We start from the raw sequence: 14,566 nt of genomic DNA on the forward strand, positions 1-14,566 counted from the left end.
GTTCGCTCTCAGTCGTCCGCCTGCACCTGGACGGACTCGTCTTCCGTTTCCTCCTCGTCGGCCCACGCGAACAGGTCGCGCAGGCGCTCGCCGACCTGTTCGATCTCGTGGTTCTTCTCGGCCTCCCGGAGCTGGTTGTAGCTCGGGCGACCGGCCTGGTTCTCGAGGATCCACTCGCGCGTGAACTCGCCGTCTTGGATCTCTTCGAGGGTCTCCTCCATGTTCTCGCGGACGGTCTCGTCGACGATGCGGTCGCCCCGGGAGAGACCGCCGTACTCGGCGGTATCTGAGACGGAATCCCACATCTCGGCGTGGCCGCCCTCGTACATCAGGTCGACGATCAGCTTGAGTTCGTTGAGACACTCGAAGTAGGCGATCTCCGGCGAGTAGCCGGCGTCGACCAGCGTCTCGTAGCCGTGTTTGACCAGCGAGGTGACGCCGCCACAGAGGACGGCCTGCTCGCCGAAGAGGTCCGATTCGACCTCCTCCCGGAACGTCGTCTCGATGACGCCGGCGCGGGTACAGCCGATCCCCTTCGCGTACGCGAGGGCGCGCTCCTGTGCGTCGCCGGTCGTGTCCTGATAGACCGCGAGCAGACCGGGGGTCCCCTCGTCGTTCTCGTAGTTGCGCCGGACGAGGTGGCCCGGGCTCTTGGGCGCGACCATCGTCACGTCGACGTCTTCCGGCGGCTCGATCTGGGCGTAGTGGATGTTCAGCCCGTGGGCGAACTGCAGCGTGTCGCCGGCCTCGAGGTTCGGCGCGATGGCGTTCTCGTAGACGTCCGCCTGGACGGTGTCGGGCACGAGGACGGAGACGTAGGAGGCCGCCGCGACCGCGTCGGCGGGGGTCTCGACCGTCAGCCCGTCCGCTTCGGCGGCCGACCGGGAGGACGAACTCTCGCGCAGGCCGACGATCACGTCGACCCCGCTGTCGTGGAGGTTCAGCGCGTGAGCGTGGCCCTGGCTCCCGTAGCCAAGCACGGCCACGGTCTCGTCGTCGAGCGTCGATACGTCTGCGTCGTCGTCGTAGTAGATGTCGGTGGTGAATTCGTCAGTCATCGTCTGCTGTGTAGGGTTCGTCGTGGTTCGCCTCGTCGGCGGGCTGTGCCGTCGCGCCGGCCGTCCCCGTCGGGTCGGTTCCGCGGGCCAGCGCCGTCGTCCCGGTCCGAGAGATCTCCCGGATCCCGAACTGGCTGAAGGTCTCGACCGCGGCCTCGATCTTCTGGCGCGCGCCGGTGACCTCGACCGTCGCCGTCTCCGGACTCGAGTCGACGGTCTTGCCGCCGTACATCTCGGCGACGGCGGCGATCTGTGCGGGGTCGTCGGCGTCGACCTTGATCAGCGCGAGTTCCCGGCGCATGGCGTCGGGCTCGAGTTCGCGCACCGCGATGACCGGGACGAGCTTGCGCAGTTGCTTTTTGACCTGATCGATGCCCGGATCGGGCTCCTCGACGACGATCGTCATCCGAGCGCGGTCGTCGTCCTCGGTCGGCCCGACCGTCAGGCTCTCGATGTTGAACTGTCGGCGCGAGAACAGGCCCGAGACGTCCGAGAGGACGCCGGGCTCGTGTTCGACCAGCGCCGAGATGACGGTCCGGCGGGGGTCGTGGGTCGCTTCGACCTCGGGATCGATGCGGATGCCCTGCTTGTTGCGCCGTCCCGCGGGAGTCGGTCGCTCTTCCGGTGGTGGGCCCTCGAGTCCCTTCTTCATAGCTGGTCCTCCGTGAGTGCGAACTGGCCGTTGTCGCCGCCAGAGGGCACCATCGGGTAGACGTTTGCGTCGGGATCGATGTGGACGTCGATCACCGAGGGGCCGTCGTACGCGATGGCGTCCGCGACGGTGTCGGCGACGTCGTCGTAGTCGTCGATCCGGTACCCCTGCGCGCCGAAGGCCTCGGCGAGCTTGTCGAACTCGGGCATCCAGCCGTAGTCCGAGGCGGCGTGTCGGCCCTCGAAGAAGGCGTCCTGCCACTGTCGGACCATCCCGATGTACTCGTTGTTGAGGACGGCGACCGTGATATCGAGGTCCTCGCGGACCGCGACCGACAGCCCCTGCATCGTCATCAGGAACGAGCCGTCGCCGTCGATACAGACGACGTCCTGGTCGTCGTCGGCCGCCAGTCGCGCGCCGATCGCCGACGGCAGGCCGTAGCCCATCGCGCCGAGCCCGTGACTCGAGACCCACGTGCGGGGCTCGGTGTAGGTCCAGTACTGGCAGGCCCACATCTGGTGCTGGCCGACGCCGGTCGTGACGATGGTGTCGTCGTCGGTGGCCTCGTCCAGGGCCTCGACGACGAACTCCGGCTGGACCGGCTTGTCCTTCGGCGCGTCGTAGGCCATCGAGTAGTCGGACTTCCACTGCTGGCACTGGGCGCGCCACTTCTTGGCTTCCGGCGAGTCGTCGACCGCCTCGGCTAACTGCTCGACGACGGTTTCGGCGTCGCCGACCAGCGGGTAGTCCGCGTAGATGTTCTTCGAGATTTCGGCGGGATCGATGTCGACGTGGATGACCTCCGCGTCGGGCGCGAAGGTCTCGATGCCGCCGGTCAGGCGGTCGTCGAACCGGGTGCCGATCCCGATCAGGGTGTCACAGTGGGTGATCGCCATGTTGGCGTAGCCGGTGCCGTGCATCCCCGCCATCTCGAGGGATAGCTCGTGATCCTCGGGGAAGGACCCGATGCCGGGCATCGTGGTGACGACCGGGATCTCGTGTTCGATCGCGAACTCGCGGCAGGCCTCGCTGGCCTCGCCCTTGATGACGCCCCCGCCAAGCAGCATGACGGGGCGGTCGGCGTTCTCGATCCGCTCGGCCGCGGCCGCGACGGTCTCCTCGTCGGCCCGCTCCTGGACCTCGTAGGTGTCGGGCACTGCCGGCGCGTCGGGCTCGCGGTCGGTCTCGCCGTTGGTGACGTCTTTCGGCAGGTCGACCAGGGTCGGCCCCGGTCGTCCCTCGCGGGCCAGCGCGAAGGCCTCGCTGACGTCGTTGCCGACGGTGTCGGAACTGCTCGCGAAGGTGTTGTCCTTCGTGATCGGCGTCGTGACGCCGGTCGTGTCGGTCTCCTGAAAGGCGTCGTTGCCGACGAACTCCGTCGGGACCTGCCCGGTCAGCGCGAGCATCGGGTCCGAGTCCATGTCGGCGTCGGCGATGCCGGTCACGAGGTTGGTCGCGCCCGGTCCCGACGTGGCCAGACAGACCCCTGGCTCGCCCGAGACGATGCCGTAGGCGTCGGCAGCGTGGGCCGCGCCCTGCTCGTGGGCCATCATCACGTGATCGATGTCCGAATGGTACAGCGCGTCGTAGACGGGCATGATCGCCCCGCCCTGCACGCCGAAGGCGTACTCGACGCCCGCGTTCTCCAACGCGCGGACGACCGATTCGGCACCCGAGGTAACGGGCTCGGTCGTCGTCTCGGAGTCGCTCGTCGCGTCCTCCTCGACGGCCGCGTCGGGCGCGGCGCTGTCGGTGATCTGGTCGTCGTCCTGTTCCTCTTCCGCTGGCGAAATCTTTGCTGCGCGTTCGCTCATCGGTTGCCTCCCGCCGTTGGCCGGCGATCGGGTGGTGTACGGTAGTGTGTCATCTGGGGGGTTGCTGATCGCTCGGAGAACGATGCGGCGAATTCGGGTCTGAAGCGACGAAGTACTATATGAGGGGCTATGCTGCCCCTACAATACGAATCGAACCGAACGCGCTGCTGTCGACCGCGTTGGCGGACGTCGACAGGGAAGCGCCGACCGTCATTACTGTCTACGTAGCTTTCTCGAGGGATATAATCCTTACGAGTGACCCGGGACCGATCGCTCGAACGCGATAGCCGGGGCTCGCGGACGGTGGCAAACGGGGAGGACATCCCTCAGATCCGCACCTCCTCCTCCTCGTTCCGGCGCTCGACGCCGGCCTCTTCGGCGAAGCGCTCCAAGTCGTCGACGGTGACCCGGCGCTTCTCGGCCCCGTAGTCCTTGACGCGGCGGGTGACCGCTTTGACCTGGTCGTCGGTGGGCTCGAAGCCGCGCTCGACGAGTCGCTCCCGGACCGAGTGAGTCCCGGTGTGTTTCCCCATGACCAGTCGACGCTCGGCCCCGACCATCTCGGGGGTCATGACGCCGGGCTCGAAGGTGTCGGAGTTCTCGATGACGCCGGCGGCGTGGATGCCGCTCTCGTGGGAGAAAGCGTTGGAGCCGACGACGGGCTTGTTACCCGGCGTGTCCATGCCGCTTTTCTCCTCGACGACGCTCGAGAGTTCGGTGATGCGCGTCGTATCGATCCCGGTATCGCACTGGTAGAGCGACTCGACGGCCATCACGTACTCCTCGTAGGCTGCGTTGCCGGCCCGCTCGCCGATCGAGTTGACCGAGACCTGGGCCTGTGCCGCGCCGGCTTCGATACCGGCCAGCGCGTTGGCGGTGGCCAGTCCGAAGTCGTCGTGGGTGTGAACGTCGACGCGCGCGTCGGTGTGGGCACAGACCTTCTCGATCATGGCCCGGAACCGGGTCGGCGTCGCGACCCCGCAGGTGTCGGGGATGTTGATCCAGTCGGTGCCCGCCTCCGTGACCGCTTCGATCACGTCGATCAGGTACTCCTCGTCGGTCCGGGTCGCATCCATCGGCGAGAACATGCAGGTCACGCCCGCCTCTTTGATGCGCTCGACCGACTCGACTGCGCGCTGTACGACTTCCTCCCGGGTGGCGTGCATCGAGTCCTCGATCTGGACGTCGCTGGTGGACACGAACGTATGCACCATCTCGACGCCGGAATCGAGGGCCGCTTCGATATCACCGTCGACGACGCGGGCTAAGCCACAGGTCGTCGAACTGGTTGCCGAAGCGATATCACGAACGGCTTCGAACTCCGCGTCGGAGTTGACCGGGAACCCGGCCTCGATGACGTGGGTTCCCATCTCGTCCAGGATGGACGCGATCTGCCGTTTGTCGTCGTAGGAAAACGATGTGCCGGGCGACTGTTCGCCGTCCCGGAGGGTCGTATCGAAGACACGTGCTGACTCTATTTCGTCAGTGGAATCTAACGTGCCCTGGAAGAACTCGACCCCCCTGACTGTTGTCAGAGGATGGGCTGTCTTGTGAAGACATTGTATCTGAACCCGAGGTGCGACGAGGTATATAAAACTACCGCTGCGAACGGAGTCGTCGGCGAACTAGACTCTCCCGATCGATCGTGAGAGTTCGGAAAATCGCATGACTGCGACGGCCTATTATTGACATTTATGACCTAGTACTGTATGGAGAACTCGGCACGATCGGTGCGACCGAACCCCGATCGGCCCCGAAACGAGGGCGATCGAAGGCGGTTCGTCGCTTGCAAGCGCTGGCGCGCGCTTCGCAGTGAACGTTCGGGCAGCCAGTGCCGCGTTCGTCACGGAACGATAGATGTGAAGCCATATTCGCCGTTGTAAGTGATCGATCGTTCAGTTCGATTCGGATCGTCGGCCGTCCCTCGAGGGCGGTCGCCGCGACGGGTAGACGTGCGTATTTTTATGTCGCCTCGTCGTAGGACCGACGGCATGACGACCGACGAGATCACCGACCTGCTGACCGGAGCGTACATCGACGAACTCGAGACGGTGATGAACTACCAGACCAACGCGATCGTCCTCGACGGCATCCACGCCGAGGAGGTCAAGACGAGCCTGGAAGAGGACATCCAAGAGGAACTCGACCACGCCCGGATGCTCGGCGAACGGCTGAAACAGCTCGACGAATCCCCGCCGGGCTCGGAGTCGTTCGAGGCCAACCAGCACGGCCTCCAGCCGCCCGAAGACACCACCGACGTCCAGTCGGTCATCGAGGGGGTCCTCGAGGCCGAGGAGGACGCCATCGAGACCTACCGGTCGCTGATCGAGGCCGCGACGGAGGCCAACGATCCGGTCACGGAGGACGTGGCGGTGACGATCCTCGCCGACGAGGAGGCCCACCGGACGGAATTCCGCGGGTTCCAGAAGGAGTTCCCGATGGACTAATCTGCCCGACTTGATAGCCACCGCGAACGGTTGAAGACCGCGAGCGAACGGGTGCGCGGCGCTACGCGCCGCGGGAAGGCGAACGGCTCTGCCGTGAGCCAGTGAGCGAGCGGGCCGAGGAACCCTCGAAGCCGCGCCGGAGGCGCGGCTAAGGGGGTGACGAAGGCTTTTGATCGACATTTCCCCGAGGGCGCGCCGGAGGCGCGCCCGCAGAGCAAACGGTCGATGGCGAACGTTTTTCTCGTCGCGCTGCCATCCACGGCGCATGAGCGATTTCGACCTCGACCTCCGAACCGTCGAGGAACACATCGACGACGAACTCGAGATCGAGGGCAGCATCGTGCTGGGCGTCCTCGACGGGGATACCCCGGCCGAGGAGTGGCTCGAGACGATCTCCAAGGGGAACGTCCTCGTGTTGAACGTCGAGGGCGACGTCAACGAGCTGGCCGCGGGGTTCGCGCGCGACGTCAGGGAGGAGGGTGGCAACCTCGTTCACTTCCGGGGGTTCCTGCTGGTGACGCCGCCGGGCGTGGACGTGAGTACCGAACGGCTCTAACTGTTCTCGAGACGAGCGAATCGAACGCCGTCGTTTCGCGATCATGGCGACGCGGAGGGACCGTCCTCCGCGGTCGATTCGGTCGCAGCGAGAGCGTCGTCCGTGTTCCCCTCGCGTTGCTCTCCAGCGCGCGCCACTGCGCGGTGGGTACAGCTCGGTACGATCGGAACGCACACCGCGGGAACAGTAGTTGAGAGGGCGATTTCGTTCTCCAGAGTGGTTCGAAAAACTCGCATTCGGGAGAGCCCTCAAATCTCTCGATCGTGAGTACCGTTTCAGACCGCCGTATTACGCGGATTTAGCGATGTATAGTTGTGATACGCTTATATCTTCTCTCGCCCTAGATCGTGTGTAATGTCCACATTACTCACAGACGACGTGGCAGTTGTTACCGGTGGTGCCAGCGGCAACGGACGCGCGATTGCCCGTCGGTTCGCTTCGGAAGGAGCCGACATCGTTATCGCGGATATTCAGGCGTCGCCTCGCGAGGGTGGAGAACCAACGCACGAACTGATCGAGGCCGAAACGCAGTCGAAGGCGACGTTCGTCGAGTGTGACGTCACGAACGCCGACGATCTCGAAGCGGCGATCGAGGCTGCCGAGGAGTTCGGTGGTGTCACCGTGATGGTGAACAACGCGGGAATCTTCCACGGCGAGGACTTCCTCGAAGTCGACGAAGACGAGTTCGATCGGATGATGGACATCAACGTCAAAGGCGTCTATTTCGGCGCGCAAGCGGCGGCAAAGCGGATGATCGAAGCCGATGGCGGACGAATCATCAACCTCTCGTCGGTCGCCGGCCTCGAGGGCTCGGGCGAGTTCATCACGTACTGTGGGACGAAAGGCGCCGTGCGACTACTCACGTATGCGATGGCGGCAAGGCTGGGACCCGACGGCGTTCGAGTGAACGCTATCCATCCGGGGCTGATCGAGACGACGATGACGACTGATGACTACCCGATTATGGGTACGGACGCCGAAGAAGACTTCTTGCAGGCGATCCCGTCGCGGCGGGCGGGCCAACCTGAAGACGTCGCGGATGCGGCGCTGTACCTCGCAAGTGATCTCTCGGACTACGTAAACGGTGAATCGCTCGTCGTCGACGGCGGGATGACGAACACACAGTAGCTGCTAAACGACGGTCACAGAGGGGAGTGACCGTTGGATCATTTTCCGTGTTGTACTGGTCGCACTATCCCACTGGCAGTCACCGTTTACCACGGCCGCTACTTGCCGTCGATCGACAGATGTTGATCGGCCATCTCTGGTCGGAGTGCAGTGATCGATTCGCGCGTGTAGTGATCGAACTGTCCTCCCCATTTCGCATAGAATTTTGAATAAAGAAACCGCGTTACGCTCTACTGGTAAACGTCAGGACGTGCCCGTCCGGGTCCCGAATCACGACCTCGTCGTCGGCCTCGCGCTCGAGCGAGCCGATCCGATCCCGAACCGCGGCGAGCGCCGCGGCCGGATCGTCGGTCTCGAACCCGAGATCGACGTGGACGCCGCCGCGGGCGTCGGCGATGCCGAGGTGGGGTTCCCACAGTTCCAGCGCCATCGGACCCTGCAGGCGTACGCGCTTGCGGTCGTCGCCCTCGTCGACCGCGTCGAACCCCAGCACCTCGTAGAACGCCTGTGCGCGCTCGAGGTCGCGGACCTCGAGGACGACCTCGAAGATCCCGTCGATGCCCGGCCCGGCCACGTCCCGTTGTCCGAGTTCGACGCAGTTGCCGTCGGGGTCGTACAGGTACAGCGATCGAGCGGGACCGAACTGTGCTTCCTCGAGGTCGTGGTCGGCGCTCAGTCGAACCCACCAGTCGTCGTACTCGGCGTCGGGGATCGAGAACGCGAAATGGGTGTGGAGCCCGCCCCGCGGGACGCCGTCGGGACGGCGGACGACGAGGTCGGTGTCGCCGGCCGCGAAGACGACCTCGCGGGGGCCGCGCTCGCGGACGGTCAGGTCCAGTTCGTCCTCGTAGAACGCCGCTGCCGGCTCGAGGTACTTGGCCTCGAGCGCCAGCCAGGCCAGCCCGGATACCATAGCCGACCGTACGGGCGACGGGCGCATAGAAGCGTCGCCGCGCTCCAGCGACCGAACCGGCCGACCGTCGGCCGTCGACAACGACGACCGCGTGAAGCGGGGTTTACCTACGTTTATGCGTCGGTGGCTCATAACACACGACATGAGTTTTCGCGCCGACGAACGAGCGACGGACTTCCGAGAGATCGACCGATTCGACGGCGGCGTCGGCTGGATCGCCCACCCCGACGAGCGGATGCAGCGGGCCAGCCACGCCCTCGAGATCGACGGCGAGGTCTGGGTGATCGACCCGGTCGACGCCGAGGGGCTCGACGACCTCCTGGCCGAGTTCGGCGACGTGGCCGGCGTCGTCGTCGGACTCGACCGGCACAAACGCGACGCCGCCGCGGTCGCGAACCGCCACGATGTCCCTGTCTATCTCCCCGAGTGGTTCGAGGGCGTCACCGGCGACATCGACGCCGCGGTCGCCCGGTTCGACGACGAACTCTCCGACACCGGGCTCCGGGCGATCACCGTCGTCGACAACCGCTTCTGGCAGGAGGTGGCCCTCTACAATCCGACCGACGGCACGTTCGTGATCCCCGAATCGGTCGGGACCGTCGACTACTTCCTGGCCGGCGACGAGACGCTCGGCGTCCATCCGGCCTTGCGGCTGAAACCGCCCCGGTCGGCGCTGCGCGGCGTCGCTCCCGAACGCGTTCTCGTCGGCCACGGTGCCGGCGTGATGGAGAACGCGGCGGCCGTCCTCGAGGCCGCGCTCTCTCGGTCCCGAAAACGGGCACCGCGGCTGTACGCGGGGACCGCCTGGGAGATGCTGCCGTTCTGAACGAGGGCCGCGTCGGGGAATACATCTAACTAGCAGCCCCCCATAGGACGCCTGTGGTCTACGTCACTCGCGGTCTCGTCGACGTCCTACTGGATCTGGCCAGCGATGCGGACCCCGACGAGCTGACGACCGGCGTCTCGGTCTCGCCGGCCGGCGACCTCGAGGGAGCGGCCGATCTCCCGACCGAGACGCCGGTTTTTACCGACTTCTTTCTGCCGGACCCCGGCAACGCCGTCAACGCTGTCTTCGGCGTGAACCTGTCGACGCCCGCGCGCCAGACACAGGGGCGGTTCGTCTCCCATCCCGTCGGCGAACTCGCGGTGACCCGCCGCGACGATCTCGCGGAGGTGGTCTTCGTCGCCGTCCCCCCGTGGGAACCCGGCGAGGGCTCGTTCGCGGCGTTCGACCGTAGCGGCCGCCGCAAATCCCTCGAGATCGTCGACGCCACGCCGCCGGGGAAGTCACTGACGGACTGACGGCTCCGCCGTCGGCTCGAGCGACCGTCGACGCCGGCGGGCGAAAAAACGGAGCGACGGGAGGCCGGGTGTCAGCTCCCGGTCGTGACCGGCAACTCGCCGTCACCGATGATTCGGTCGATGATGCTCCCCGGATTCCGATCGCGCCGTTCGTCGTCGGACTCGTCGGTGTCCTCGGACGGGAAGTTCGGAACGTGTGGCATCCGTCTCGCTCCGGCCGGCGGTACGCCCTCGAGAGACAAAAACGCTCTCCCGTTGCAATCGGGCCGGAGCAGTCCCGGTCGGCCCGATCGATCGGCGCGGAACGACGCGATCGGGTGGCCGCGGTCTACTCGAGGTAGCCCAGCCCGCGGAGCTGTTCGGTGATCTCCTCGAACTCCGCTTCGGTGAGTTCGCCCTCCTTCTGGTGCTGGATCACGATGCTGCGAAGCAGGAAGCGGACGAGGTCGCTCGTACTCTGAAAGCTCGTCCCTTCGATCGTCTCTTCGACGCGGTCCGCGAGGTCCTTCGGGATCGACACCGTGGTGTAGTCGGTCATACACCATACTCCGTCGCGGTCCCCAAAGGCGTGTCGACGGGCGACGCTCGTCGGCGACTCGCCCGGGGTTGTCCCGTCAGATCGCCGTCGATCTCGACCGTCTCCACAGCCATTTTTATATCCGGCTCCGTATCGGGAGGTACAGGTATGGGAGTACGGCCACCATCGAGCGGCGACGACGAGGAACCCGACAGCATCGAGTTCGGCATCGCGGCCGTCGACGCCCGCCTCAAGGACGCCGATCTGCGCTTTCCGGCCACGAAAGACGACGTCAACGCGGCGCTCGGCCACGAACGCATCCCCTACGATGTCCACGGCAACGACGTTGCGCTGTCCGAGATGCTCGAGCGGGTCCCGGCCCAACAGTTCGATTCCCGGCAGGAACTGCTGAACGCGCTCCACGAACCCTTCGAGGAGTATCGGCGGAACCGCTCGGGCGGGGTCGTCGCACAGGTCCGCTCGCTGTTGCCCTTCTGAACGCGCTCGCTCAAGAGCCGTCGCGGCGCTGTATCGGCCGCGAAGCAATACCGGGGAGCGTCCCGAGCGGATCGGCCGCTCGGCGGCGTCGCGAGCGGCCGTTACTTCTCGGGTTCGTCCCGGGCGATCCGCTCGAGGCGGCGACGTTGCTCGCGGTGCAGCGTCACGAGCATGTCCGAGAGGACGCCGAACATGAGCAGTTGTACGCCAAGCAGGATGGCGGCCGCAGAGACAAGCGCCATGATCTCGTGGCCCTGCTGGTACTGGATCCACTCCCAGAGGACGTACATCGCGATGAGACCGCCCGAGACGATGCCGGTGATGCCGAGACTCCCGAAGTAAAACAGCGGGTTGTTCGTCTTGGCGAGCGAGTACAGCGCGAGCAGGATGGTACCGCCGTCCTTGATCGGGTGGAGGTTGGTTTCGGACTCCTCGGGACGGGCGCTGTAACTGACCGGAACGACGGTCGTTTCGACTCCGTGTTTGACACACTCGACGGCGAGTTCGGTCTCGATCGTAAAGCCGTCCGAGTCGAGCGACAGGCGCTCGAAGGAGTCGACGGTAAAGGCCCGATACCCCGACAGAATATCCTCGTAGTTCGCGCCGTGGACGAACCCGAACGCGCGGTTTATCACTCGGTTGCCGAACCCGTTCAGCGCCCGCATCGCGTCGTCGTCCATGTCGGCGAAGCGGTTGCCGATGACGTGTTCGTAGCCCCGGGAGAGCGGTTCGATCATCCGGTCGGCGTCGGCCGGATCGTAGGTCCCGTCGCCGTCGAGCATCAACACGTAGGGAACGGTGATGTACTCGAGGGCCTCGCGGACCGCCTGGCCCTTCCCGCTGCCCGACTGGACGATCACCTCGGCACCGTGATCGCGGGCGATCTCGCGAGTCTCGTCGCTCGAGTCGCCGTCGATGACGACGACGTTCGTGTATCCCTCGTCGTAAAAGCCCTCGATCACGTCGCCGATCGTGGCGGCCTCGTCGAGCGTGGGAATGAGGATACAGACCTCGTCGGAGGTGATCTCGCGGGAGTCGTCGGTCATCGCGATTACCTCCTCGACGTCCGGCCGAGGATCCGACCCCGAACGTACCACGTCATCCTCCATCGACGACTACTCACCCGCGTAACTGCAAAAGGTTGCTGATTGATCACCGGCGGGCCTTTATATTGGCCGCTCGATCGGTGCCGCCGTCGGCACGAACGGACCGGTACTACCGGGACTGCAGGTCACCGACGAACGATGGAACCGACGGCCGCGACTGTCGCAAACCCAAACCATACCCCGGCGAGCGTTGACCCGTCGCCGTATGTGGAATCCGTTCGGGCGGCCCGATCGTCGCTTCGCCGGCGTCGTCCTCCTCGTCGCACTGGTCGGGCTCTCGCTGGGAGCGGGCGCGACCGCCGATCCCCTCGAGAGCGAGTATCCGACCGCGGGCGAGGTGACGCAAAACCGCGGGGCGTACGTCGGCGAGCGGGTCGTCCTCTCCGGGCGGGCCGCCGACGCCGATCCCGTCGTCGTCGCGACCCGTCCCGGCGGCGGGAGGTTCAGGGTGGTCGACGCGAGCGACCGACTGCACAACGGGGACGGCCCCCTCGAGCGGGGCGATCGCGTGACGGCGTCCGGACGGCTCGTCGACGAATCGACCCTCGCCGCCGAGCGAACGACTGTCGGCGACCCGATCGGGACGGCGTACATGCTCGTCGTCTCCCTTCTCGGTGGCCTCTGGACGGCCGGTCGGTTCGCGACCGACTGGCGGTTCGATCGCGATCGACTCGCGGTCGTTCGGCGGACGGGCCCGCGCTCGCTCGAGGACGCGGATCGCGGGGACGGGAGTGATCGGGATGCCTGACCTGCTCACGCACGTCCTCGTCGGCTACGCGATCGGGACGGCGCTGTCGGTCCTGTACGGGTGGTTCGACCGAGGCCACGTGACGCTGGTGATGCTCGGCGCGCTCTCGCCCGACCTCGCGAAGGTCGACCTCGTCGTTCCGGCGATCGTCGTCAGCGACCTGCTCGGCGTTCCGTTTCGCTGGTCGGCGTTGCATACCGTCGTCGGGTCGGTCCTTGCGGCGGCGCTTTGTGTACTGCTGTTCGCGCCCGAGTACCGTCGGACCGTTCTCGCGCTGGTCGCGCTCGGGGCCGCGTCGCACCACCTCCTCGATCTCGGACTCGTGACGCCGACGGGGGAGAGCTACGCCGTCTTCTGGCCGCTGACCTCGGTCCGGCTTCCGGCAGGGGACCTCTATCTGAGTACCGACCGCTGGCCGGCGCTCGTCGCCGGGACGTGTGCCGCCCTCGCTCGGGCGGTCGCCCGCCGACGCGAGCATCGGGAGGGAGACGCGACGACGGCCGACTGAGAACCGGTCCGCGAGTCGCGGGCTACCAGGTCAGCCCCTCGTAAACCTCGAGTGCGTCCTCGTCGACGTCGATCCGGCGGCCGTCGACCACGACTGTGCGGGCCATTCCATCGACCGAGAGCCCGTCGAACTCCGGCCAGCCGGTGGCGACGACCGCGCCGTCCGCGTCCGTGAGCGCGCCCTCCGACGAGTCGGCGTACTCGATGTCGGGGTAATCGGGGCGGACGTTCTCGATCGCGACCGGATCGTAGGCGACGACGTCCGCGCCGCGCGCCGTCAGGACGTCGATCACGTCGAGCGCGCGGGACTTGCGCACGTCGTCGGTGCCGGGCTTGAACGACAGTCCGAGTACCGCGATGCGGGCACCCTCGAGTGGAACGTGGTCCGCGAGGAGATCGACGAGCCGCCGCGGCTGGCCGTCGTTAACCGCGACGGCCGCGTCGAGCAGTTCCGGCTCGTACCCCTGTTCGCGGGCACCGGCCCGCAGGGCGTTGACGTCCTTGGGGAAACAGGAGCCGCCCCAGCCTAGGCCGGAGCGCATGAACCGCTCGGAGATCCGATCGTCGAGCCCGACCGCCTCGAGGACCTCGTAGGCGTCCGCGCCGTAGGCCTTGGCGACGTTGCCCAACTCGTTGACCAGCGAGACCTTCGACGCGAGGAAGGCGTTGTTCGCGTACTTGATGAGTTCGGCCTCCCGAACGTCGGTCTCGACCGGATCGGTCCCGTCGCGCTCGAGAATCGGGGCGTACAGCTCGCGGAGGGTGGCCGCCGCATCGTCGCTCGCCGTGCCGAAGACGACCTTGTCCGGCTCGAGGAAGTCCTGCACCGCGGTTCCCATCCGGAGGAACTCGGGGTTCATGGCGACCTCGATCCCCTCGCCGATGGGGGTTCCGGACTCGGCCTCGAGGATCGGCGCGACGACATCCTCGGTGGTCCCGGGCAGGACCGTACTCTTGACGACCACGAGGTGATCGTCGTCCTTGCTCGCGAGGGCGCGGCCGAGCGACTCCGCCCCGGCCTCCATGATCGCGAGATCGAGGCTTCCGTCGTCGGACTGGGGCGTGGGGAGACAGAGGAAGGTAACGTCCGTCTCGCGGACGGCATCGTAGTCGGTCGTCGCGCGGAGACGGGTGCCGGCGTGGGCGGCGATCCGCTCTTCGAGTCCGGACTCGTGGATCGGTGCCTCGCCGGCGTTTATGCTGGCGACGATGTCCTCGTCGATTTCGACGTTGACCACGTCGTGACCGAGGTCGGCGAGGCAGGCGGCGACTGTCGTGCCGACGTAACCGCTGCCGACGATAGAAACGTGCATGAACGGA

General features: G+C 66.3%; 17 protein-coding genes. 8 read left to right on the forward strand and 9 right to left on the reverse strand.

What is annotated here, in order from left to right:
* Positions 1-8: 8 nt before the first annotated feature.
* From ilvC to A6E15_RS03860, 4 genes are all read right to left on the reverse strand, one after another.
* Positions 9-1,058: a ketol-acid reductoisomerase gene (gene ilvC, locus A6E15_RS03845; RefSeq protein WP_076143821.1), complete on the reverse strand. Its 1,050-nt coding sequence runs from the start codon at positions 1,056-1,058 to the stop codon at positions 9-11.
* A complete protein-coding gene (gene ilvN / locus A6E15_RS03850) occupies positions 1,051-1,710 on the reverse strand; it encodes an acetolactate synthase small subunit (RefSeq protein ID WP_076143824.1) in 660 nt (219 codons plus the stop codon). Before ilvN ends, ilvC begins: the two co-directional genes overlap by 8 nt.
* A complete protein-coding gene (gene ilvB, locus A6E15_RS03855; protein WP_076143826.1) occupies positions 1,707-3,524 on the reverse strand; it encodes a biosynthetic-type acetolactate synthase large subunit in 1,818 nt (605 codons plus the stop codon). The genes ilvN and ilvB overlap by 4 nt, the downstream gene beginning before the upstream one ends.
* Before the next feature lie 326 nt (positions 3,525-3,850).
* Positions 3,851-5,059, reverse strand: a complete 1,209-nt coding sequence (locus tag A6E15_RS03860; RefSeq protein WP_245800597.1) for a LeuA family protein — start codon at positions 5,057-5,059, stop codon at positions 3,851-3,853.
* Between the two features lie 456 nt (positions 5,060-5,515).
* Between A6E15_RS03860 and A6E15_RS03865 the strand changes: the two genes are divergently transcribed.
* The 3 genes from A6E15_RS03865 (at position 5,516) to A6E15_RS03875 (ending at position 7,655) form a co-directional block, all read left to right on the forward strand.
* Positions 5,516-5,971 (forward strand): ferritin-like domain-containing protein, encoded by a 456-nt coding sequence (locus A6E15_RS03865; protein WP_076143830.1) that lies wholly within the window; start codon positions 5,516-5,518, stop codon positions 5,969-5,971.
* A 265-nt stretch (positions 5,972-6,236) separates the two neighbouring features.
* The gene (locus tag A6E15_RS03870; protein ID WP_076143832.1) at positions 6,237-6,527 is read left to right on the forward strand and encodes a DUF5779 family protein; all 291 of its coding nucleotides are present in this window, start codon (positions 6,237-6,239) and stop codon (positions 6,525-6,527) included.
* Positions 6,528-6,881: 354 nt separating this feature from the next.
* Positions 6,882-7,655, forward strand: coding sequence for an SDR family oxidoreductase (locus A6E15_RS03875; protein WP_076143834.1), 774 nt, complete (start codon positions 6,882-6,884; stop codon positions 7,653-7,655).
* Positions 7,656-7,878: 223 nt separating this feature from the next.
* On the opposite strand, the gene A6E15_RS03880 is transcribed toward A6E15_RS03875, so the two are convergent.
* The gene (locus A6E15_RS03880) at positions 7,879-8,568 is read right to left on the reverse strand and encodes a VOC family protein (protein WP_076143836.1); all 690 of its coding nucleotides are present in this window, start codon (positions 8,566-8,568) and stop codon (positions 7,879-7,881) included.
* Positions 8,569-8,710: 142 nt separating this feature from the next.
* Here A6E15_RS03880 and A6E15_RS03885 point away from each other — a divergent pair, with 142 nt between their 5' ends.
* Together A6E15_RS03885 and A6E15_RS03890 are read left to right on the forward strand one after the other, a co-directional pair.
* On the forward strand, positions 8,711-9,394 hold the full coding sequence (locus tag A6E15_RS03885; RefSeq protein ID WP_076143839.1) for a hypothetical protein: 684 nt from the start codon (positions 8,711-8,713) through the stop codon (positions 9,392-9,394).
* A gap of 53 nt (positions 9,395-9,447) precedes the next feature.
* Positions 9,448-9,870 (forward strand): hypothetical protein, encoded by a 423-nt coding sequence (locus A6E15_RS03890; RefSeq protein WP_076143841.1) that lies wholly within the window; start codon positions 9,448-9,450, stop codon positions 9,868-9,870.
* A gap of 71 nt (positions 9,871-9,941) precedes the next feature.
* Here A6E15_RS03890 and A6E15_RS21645 read toward each other — a convergent pair whose 3' ends face one another.
* Positions 9,942-10,073: a hypothetical protein gene (locus tag A6E15_RS21645; RefSeq protein WP_277612877.1), complete on the reverse strand. Its 132-nt coding sequence runs from the start codon at positions 10,071-10,073 to the stop codon at positions 9,942-9,944.
* A 125-nt stretch (positions 10,074-10,198) separates the two neighbouring features.
* Positions 10,199-10,408 (reverse strand): ribbon-helix-helix domain-containing protein, encoded by a 210-nt coding sequence (locus A6E15_RS03895; protein ID WP_076143843.1) that lies wholly within the window; start codon positions 10,406-10,408, stop codon positions 10,199-10,201.
* 147 nt (positions 10,409-10,555) lie between these two features.
* Here A6E15_RS03895 and A6E15_RS03900 point away from each other — a divergent pair, with 147 nt between their 5' ends.
* On the forward strand, positions 10,556-10,885 hold the full coding sequence (locus tag A6E15_RS03900) for a DUF5789 family protein (protein WP_076143845.1): 330 nt from the start codon (positions 10,556-10,558) through the stop codon (positions 10,883-10,885).
* Positions 10,886-10,986: 101 nt separating this feature from the next.
* Here the strand turns inward: A6E15_RS03900 and aglJ are convergent, their stop codons facing one another.
* On the reverse strand, positions 10,987-11,994 hold the full coding sequence (gene aglJ / locus A6E15_RS03905) for an S-layer glycoprotein N-glycosyltransferase AglJ (protein ID WP_076143847.1): 1,008 nt from the start codon (positions 11,992-11,994) through the stop codon (positions 10,987-10,989).
* Between the two features lie 202 nt (positions 11,995-12,196).
* Between aglJ and A6E15_RS03910 the strand changes: the two genes are divergently transcribed.
* Together A6E15_RS03910 and A6E15_RS03915 are read left to right on the forward strand one after the other, a co-directional pair.
* Positions 12,197-12,739 (forward strand): hypothetical protein, encoded by a 543-nt coding sequence (locus A6E15_RS03910; protein ID WP_076143849.1) that lies wholly within the window; start codon positions 12,197-12,199, stop codon positions 12,737-12,739.
* On the forward strand, positions 12,732-13,247 hold the full coding sequence (locus A6E15_RS03915) for a metal-dependent hydrolase (protein WP_076143851.1): 516 nt from the start codon (positions 12,732-12,734) through the stop codon (positions 13,245-13,247). Before A6E15_RS03910 ends, A6E15_RS03915 begins: the two co-directional genes overlap by 8 nt.
* Before the next feature lie 22 nt (positions 13,248-13,269).
* On the opposite strand, the gene aglM is transcribed toward A6E15_RS03915, so the two are convergent.
* On the reverse strand, positions 13,270-14,559 hold the full coding sequence (gene aglM, locus A6E15_RS03920) for a UDP-glucose 6-dehydrogenase AglM (RefSeq protein WP_076143854.1): 1,290 nt from the start codon (positions 14,557-14,559) through the stop codon (positions 13,270-13,272).
* Positions 14,560-14,566 lie beyond the last annotated feature (7 nt).

The sequence above is a fragment of the Natrinema saccharevitans genome, assembly GCF_001953745.1.
Taxonomy (GTDB): domain Archaea; phylum Halobacteriota; class Halobacteria; order Halobacteriales; family Natrialbaceae; genus Natrinema; species Natrinema saccharevitans.

Excerpts from the sequence above, each read along its gene's own strand:
- A6E15_RS21645 (WP_277612877.1), bottom strand. The coding sequence starts at position 10,073 with ATGCCACACGTTCCGAACTTCCCGTCCGAGGACACCGACGAGTCCGAC.
- A6E15_RS03900 (WP_076143845.1), top strand. The coding sequence starts at position 10,556 with ATGGGAGTACGGCCACCATCGAGCGGCGACGACGAGGAACCCGACAGC.
- A6E15_RS03880 (WP_076143836.1), bottom strand. The coding sequence starts at position 8,568 with ATGGTATCCGGGCTGGCCTGGCTGGCGCTCGAGGCCAAGTACCTCGAG.
- A6E15_RS03915 (WP_076143851.1), top strand. The coding sequence starts at position 12,732 with ATGCCTGACCTGCTCACGCACGTCCTCGTCGGCTACGCGATCGGGACG.
- ilvC (WP_076143821.1), bottom strand. The coding sequence starts at position 1,058 with ATGACTGACGAATTCACCACCGACATCTACTACGACGACGACGCAGAC.
- A6E15_RS03865 (WP_076143830.1), top strand. The coding sequence starts at position 5,516 with ATGACGACCGACGAGATCACCGACCTGCTGACCGGAGCGTACATCGAC.
- A6E15_RS03895 (WP_076143843.1), bottom strand. The coding sequence starts at position 10,408 with ATGACCGACTACACCACGGTGTCGATCCCGAAGGACCTCGCGGACCGC.
- A6E15_RS03910 (WP_076143849.1), top strand. The coding sequence starts at position 12,197 with ATGTGGAATCCGTTCGGGCGGCCCGATCGTCGCTTCGCCGGCGTCGTC.
- A6E15_RS03870 (WP_076143832.1), top strand. The coding sequence starts at position 6,237 with ATGAGCGATTTCGACCTCGACCTCCGAACCGTCGAGGAACACATCGAC.
- ilvN (WP_076143824.1), bottom strand. The coding sequence starts at position 1,710 with ATGAAGAAGGGACTCGAGGGCCCACCACCGGAAGAGCGACCGACTCCC.
- ilvB (WP_076143826.1), bottom strand. The coding sequence starts at position 3,524 with ATGAGCGAACGCGCAGCAAAGATTTCGCCAGCGGAAGAGGAACAGGAC.
- aglJ (WP_076143847.1), bottom strand. The coding sequence starts at position 11,994 with ATGGAGGATGACGTGGTACGTTCGGGGTCGGATCCTCGGCCGGACGTC.
- aglM (WP_076143854.1), bottom strand. The coding sequence starts at position 14,559 with ATGCACGTTTCTATCGTCGGCAGCGGTTACGTCGGCACGACAGTCGCC.
- A6E15_RS03875 (WP_076143834.1), top strand. The coding sequence starts at position 6,882 with ATGTCCACATTACTCACAGACGACGTGGCAGTTGTTACCGGTGGTGCC.
- A6E15_RS03885 (WP_076143839.1), top strand. The coding sequence starts at position 8,711 with ATGAGTTTTCGCGCCGACGAACGAGCGACGGACTTCCGAGAGATCGAC.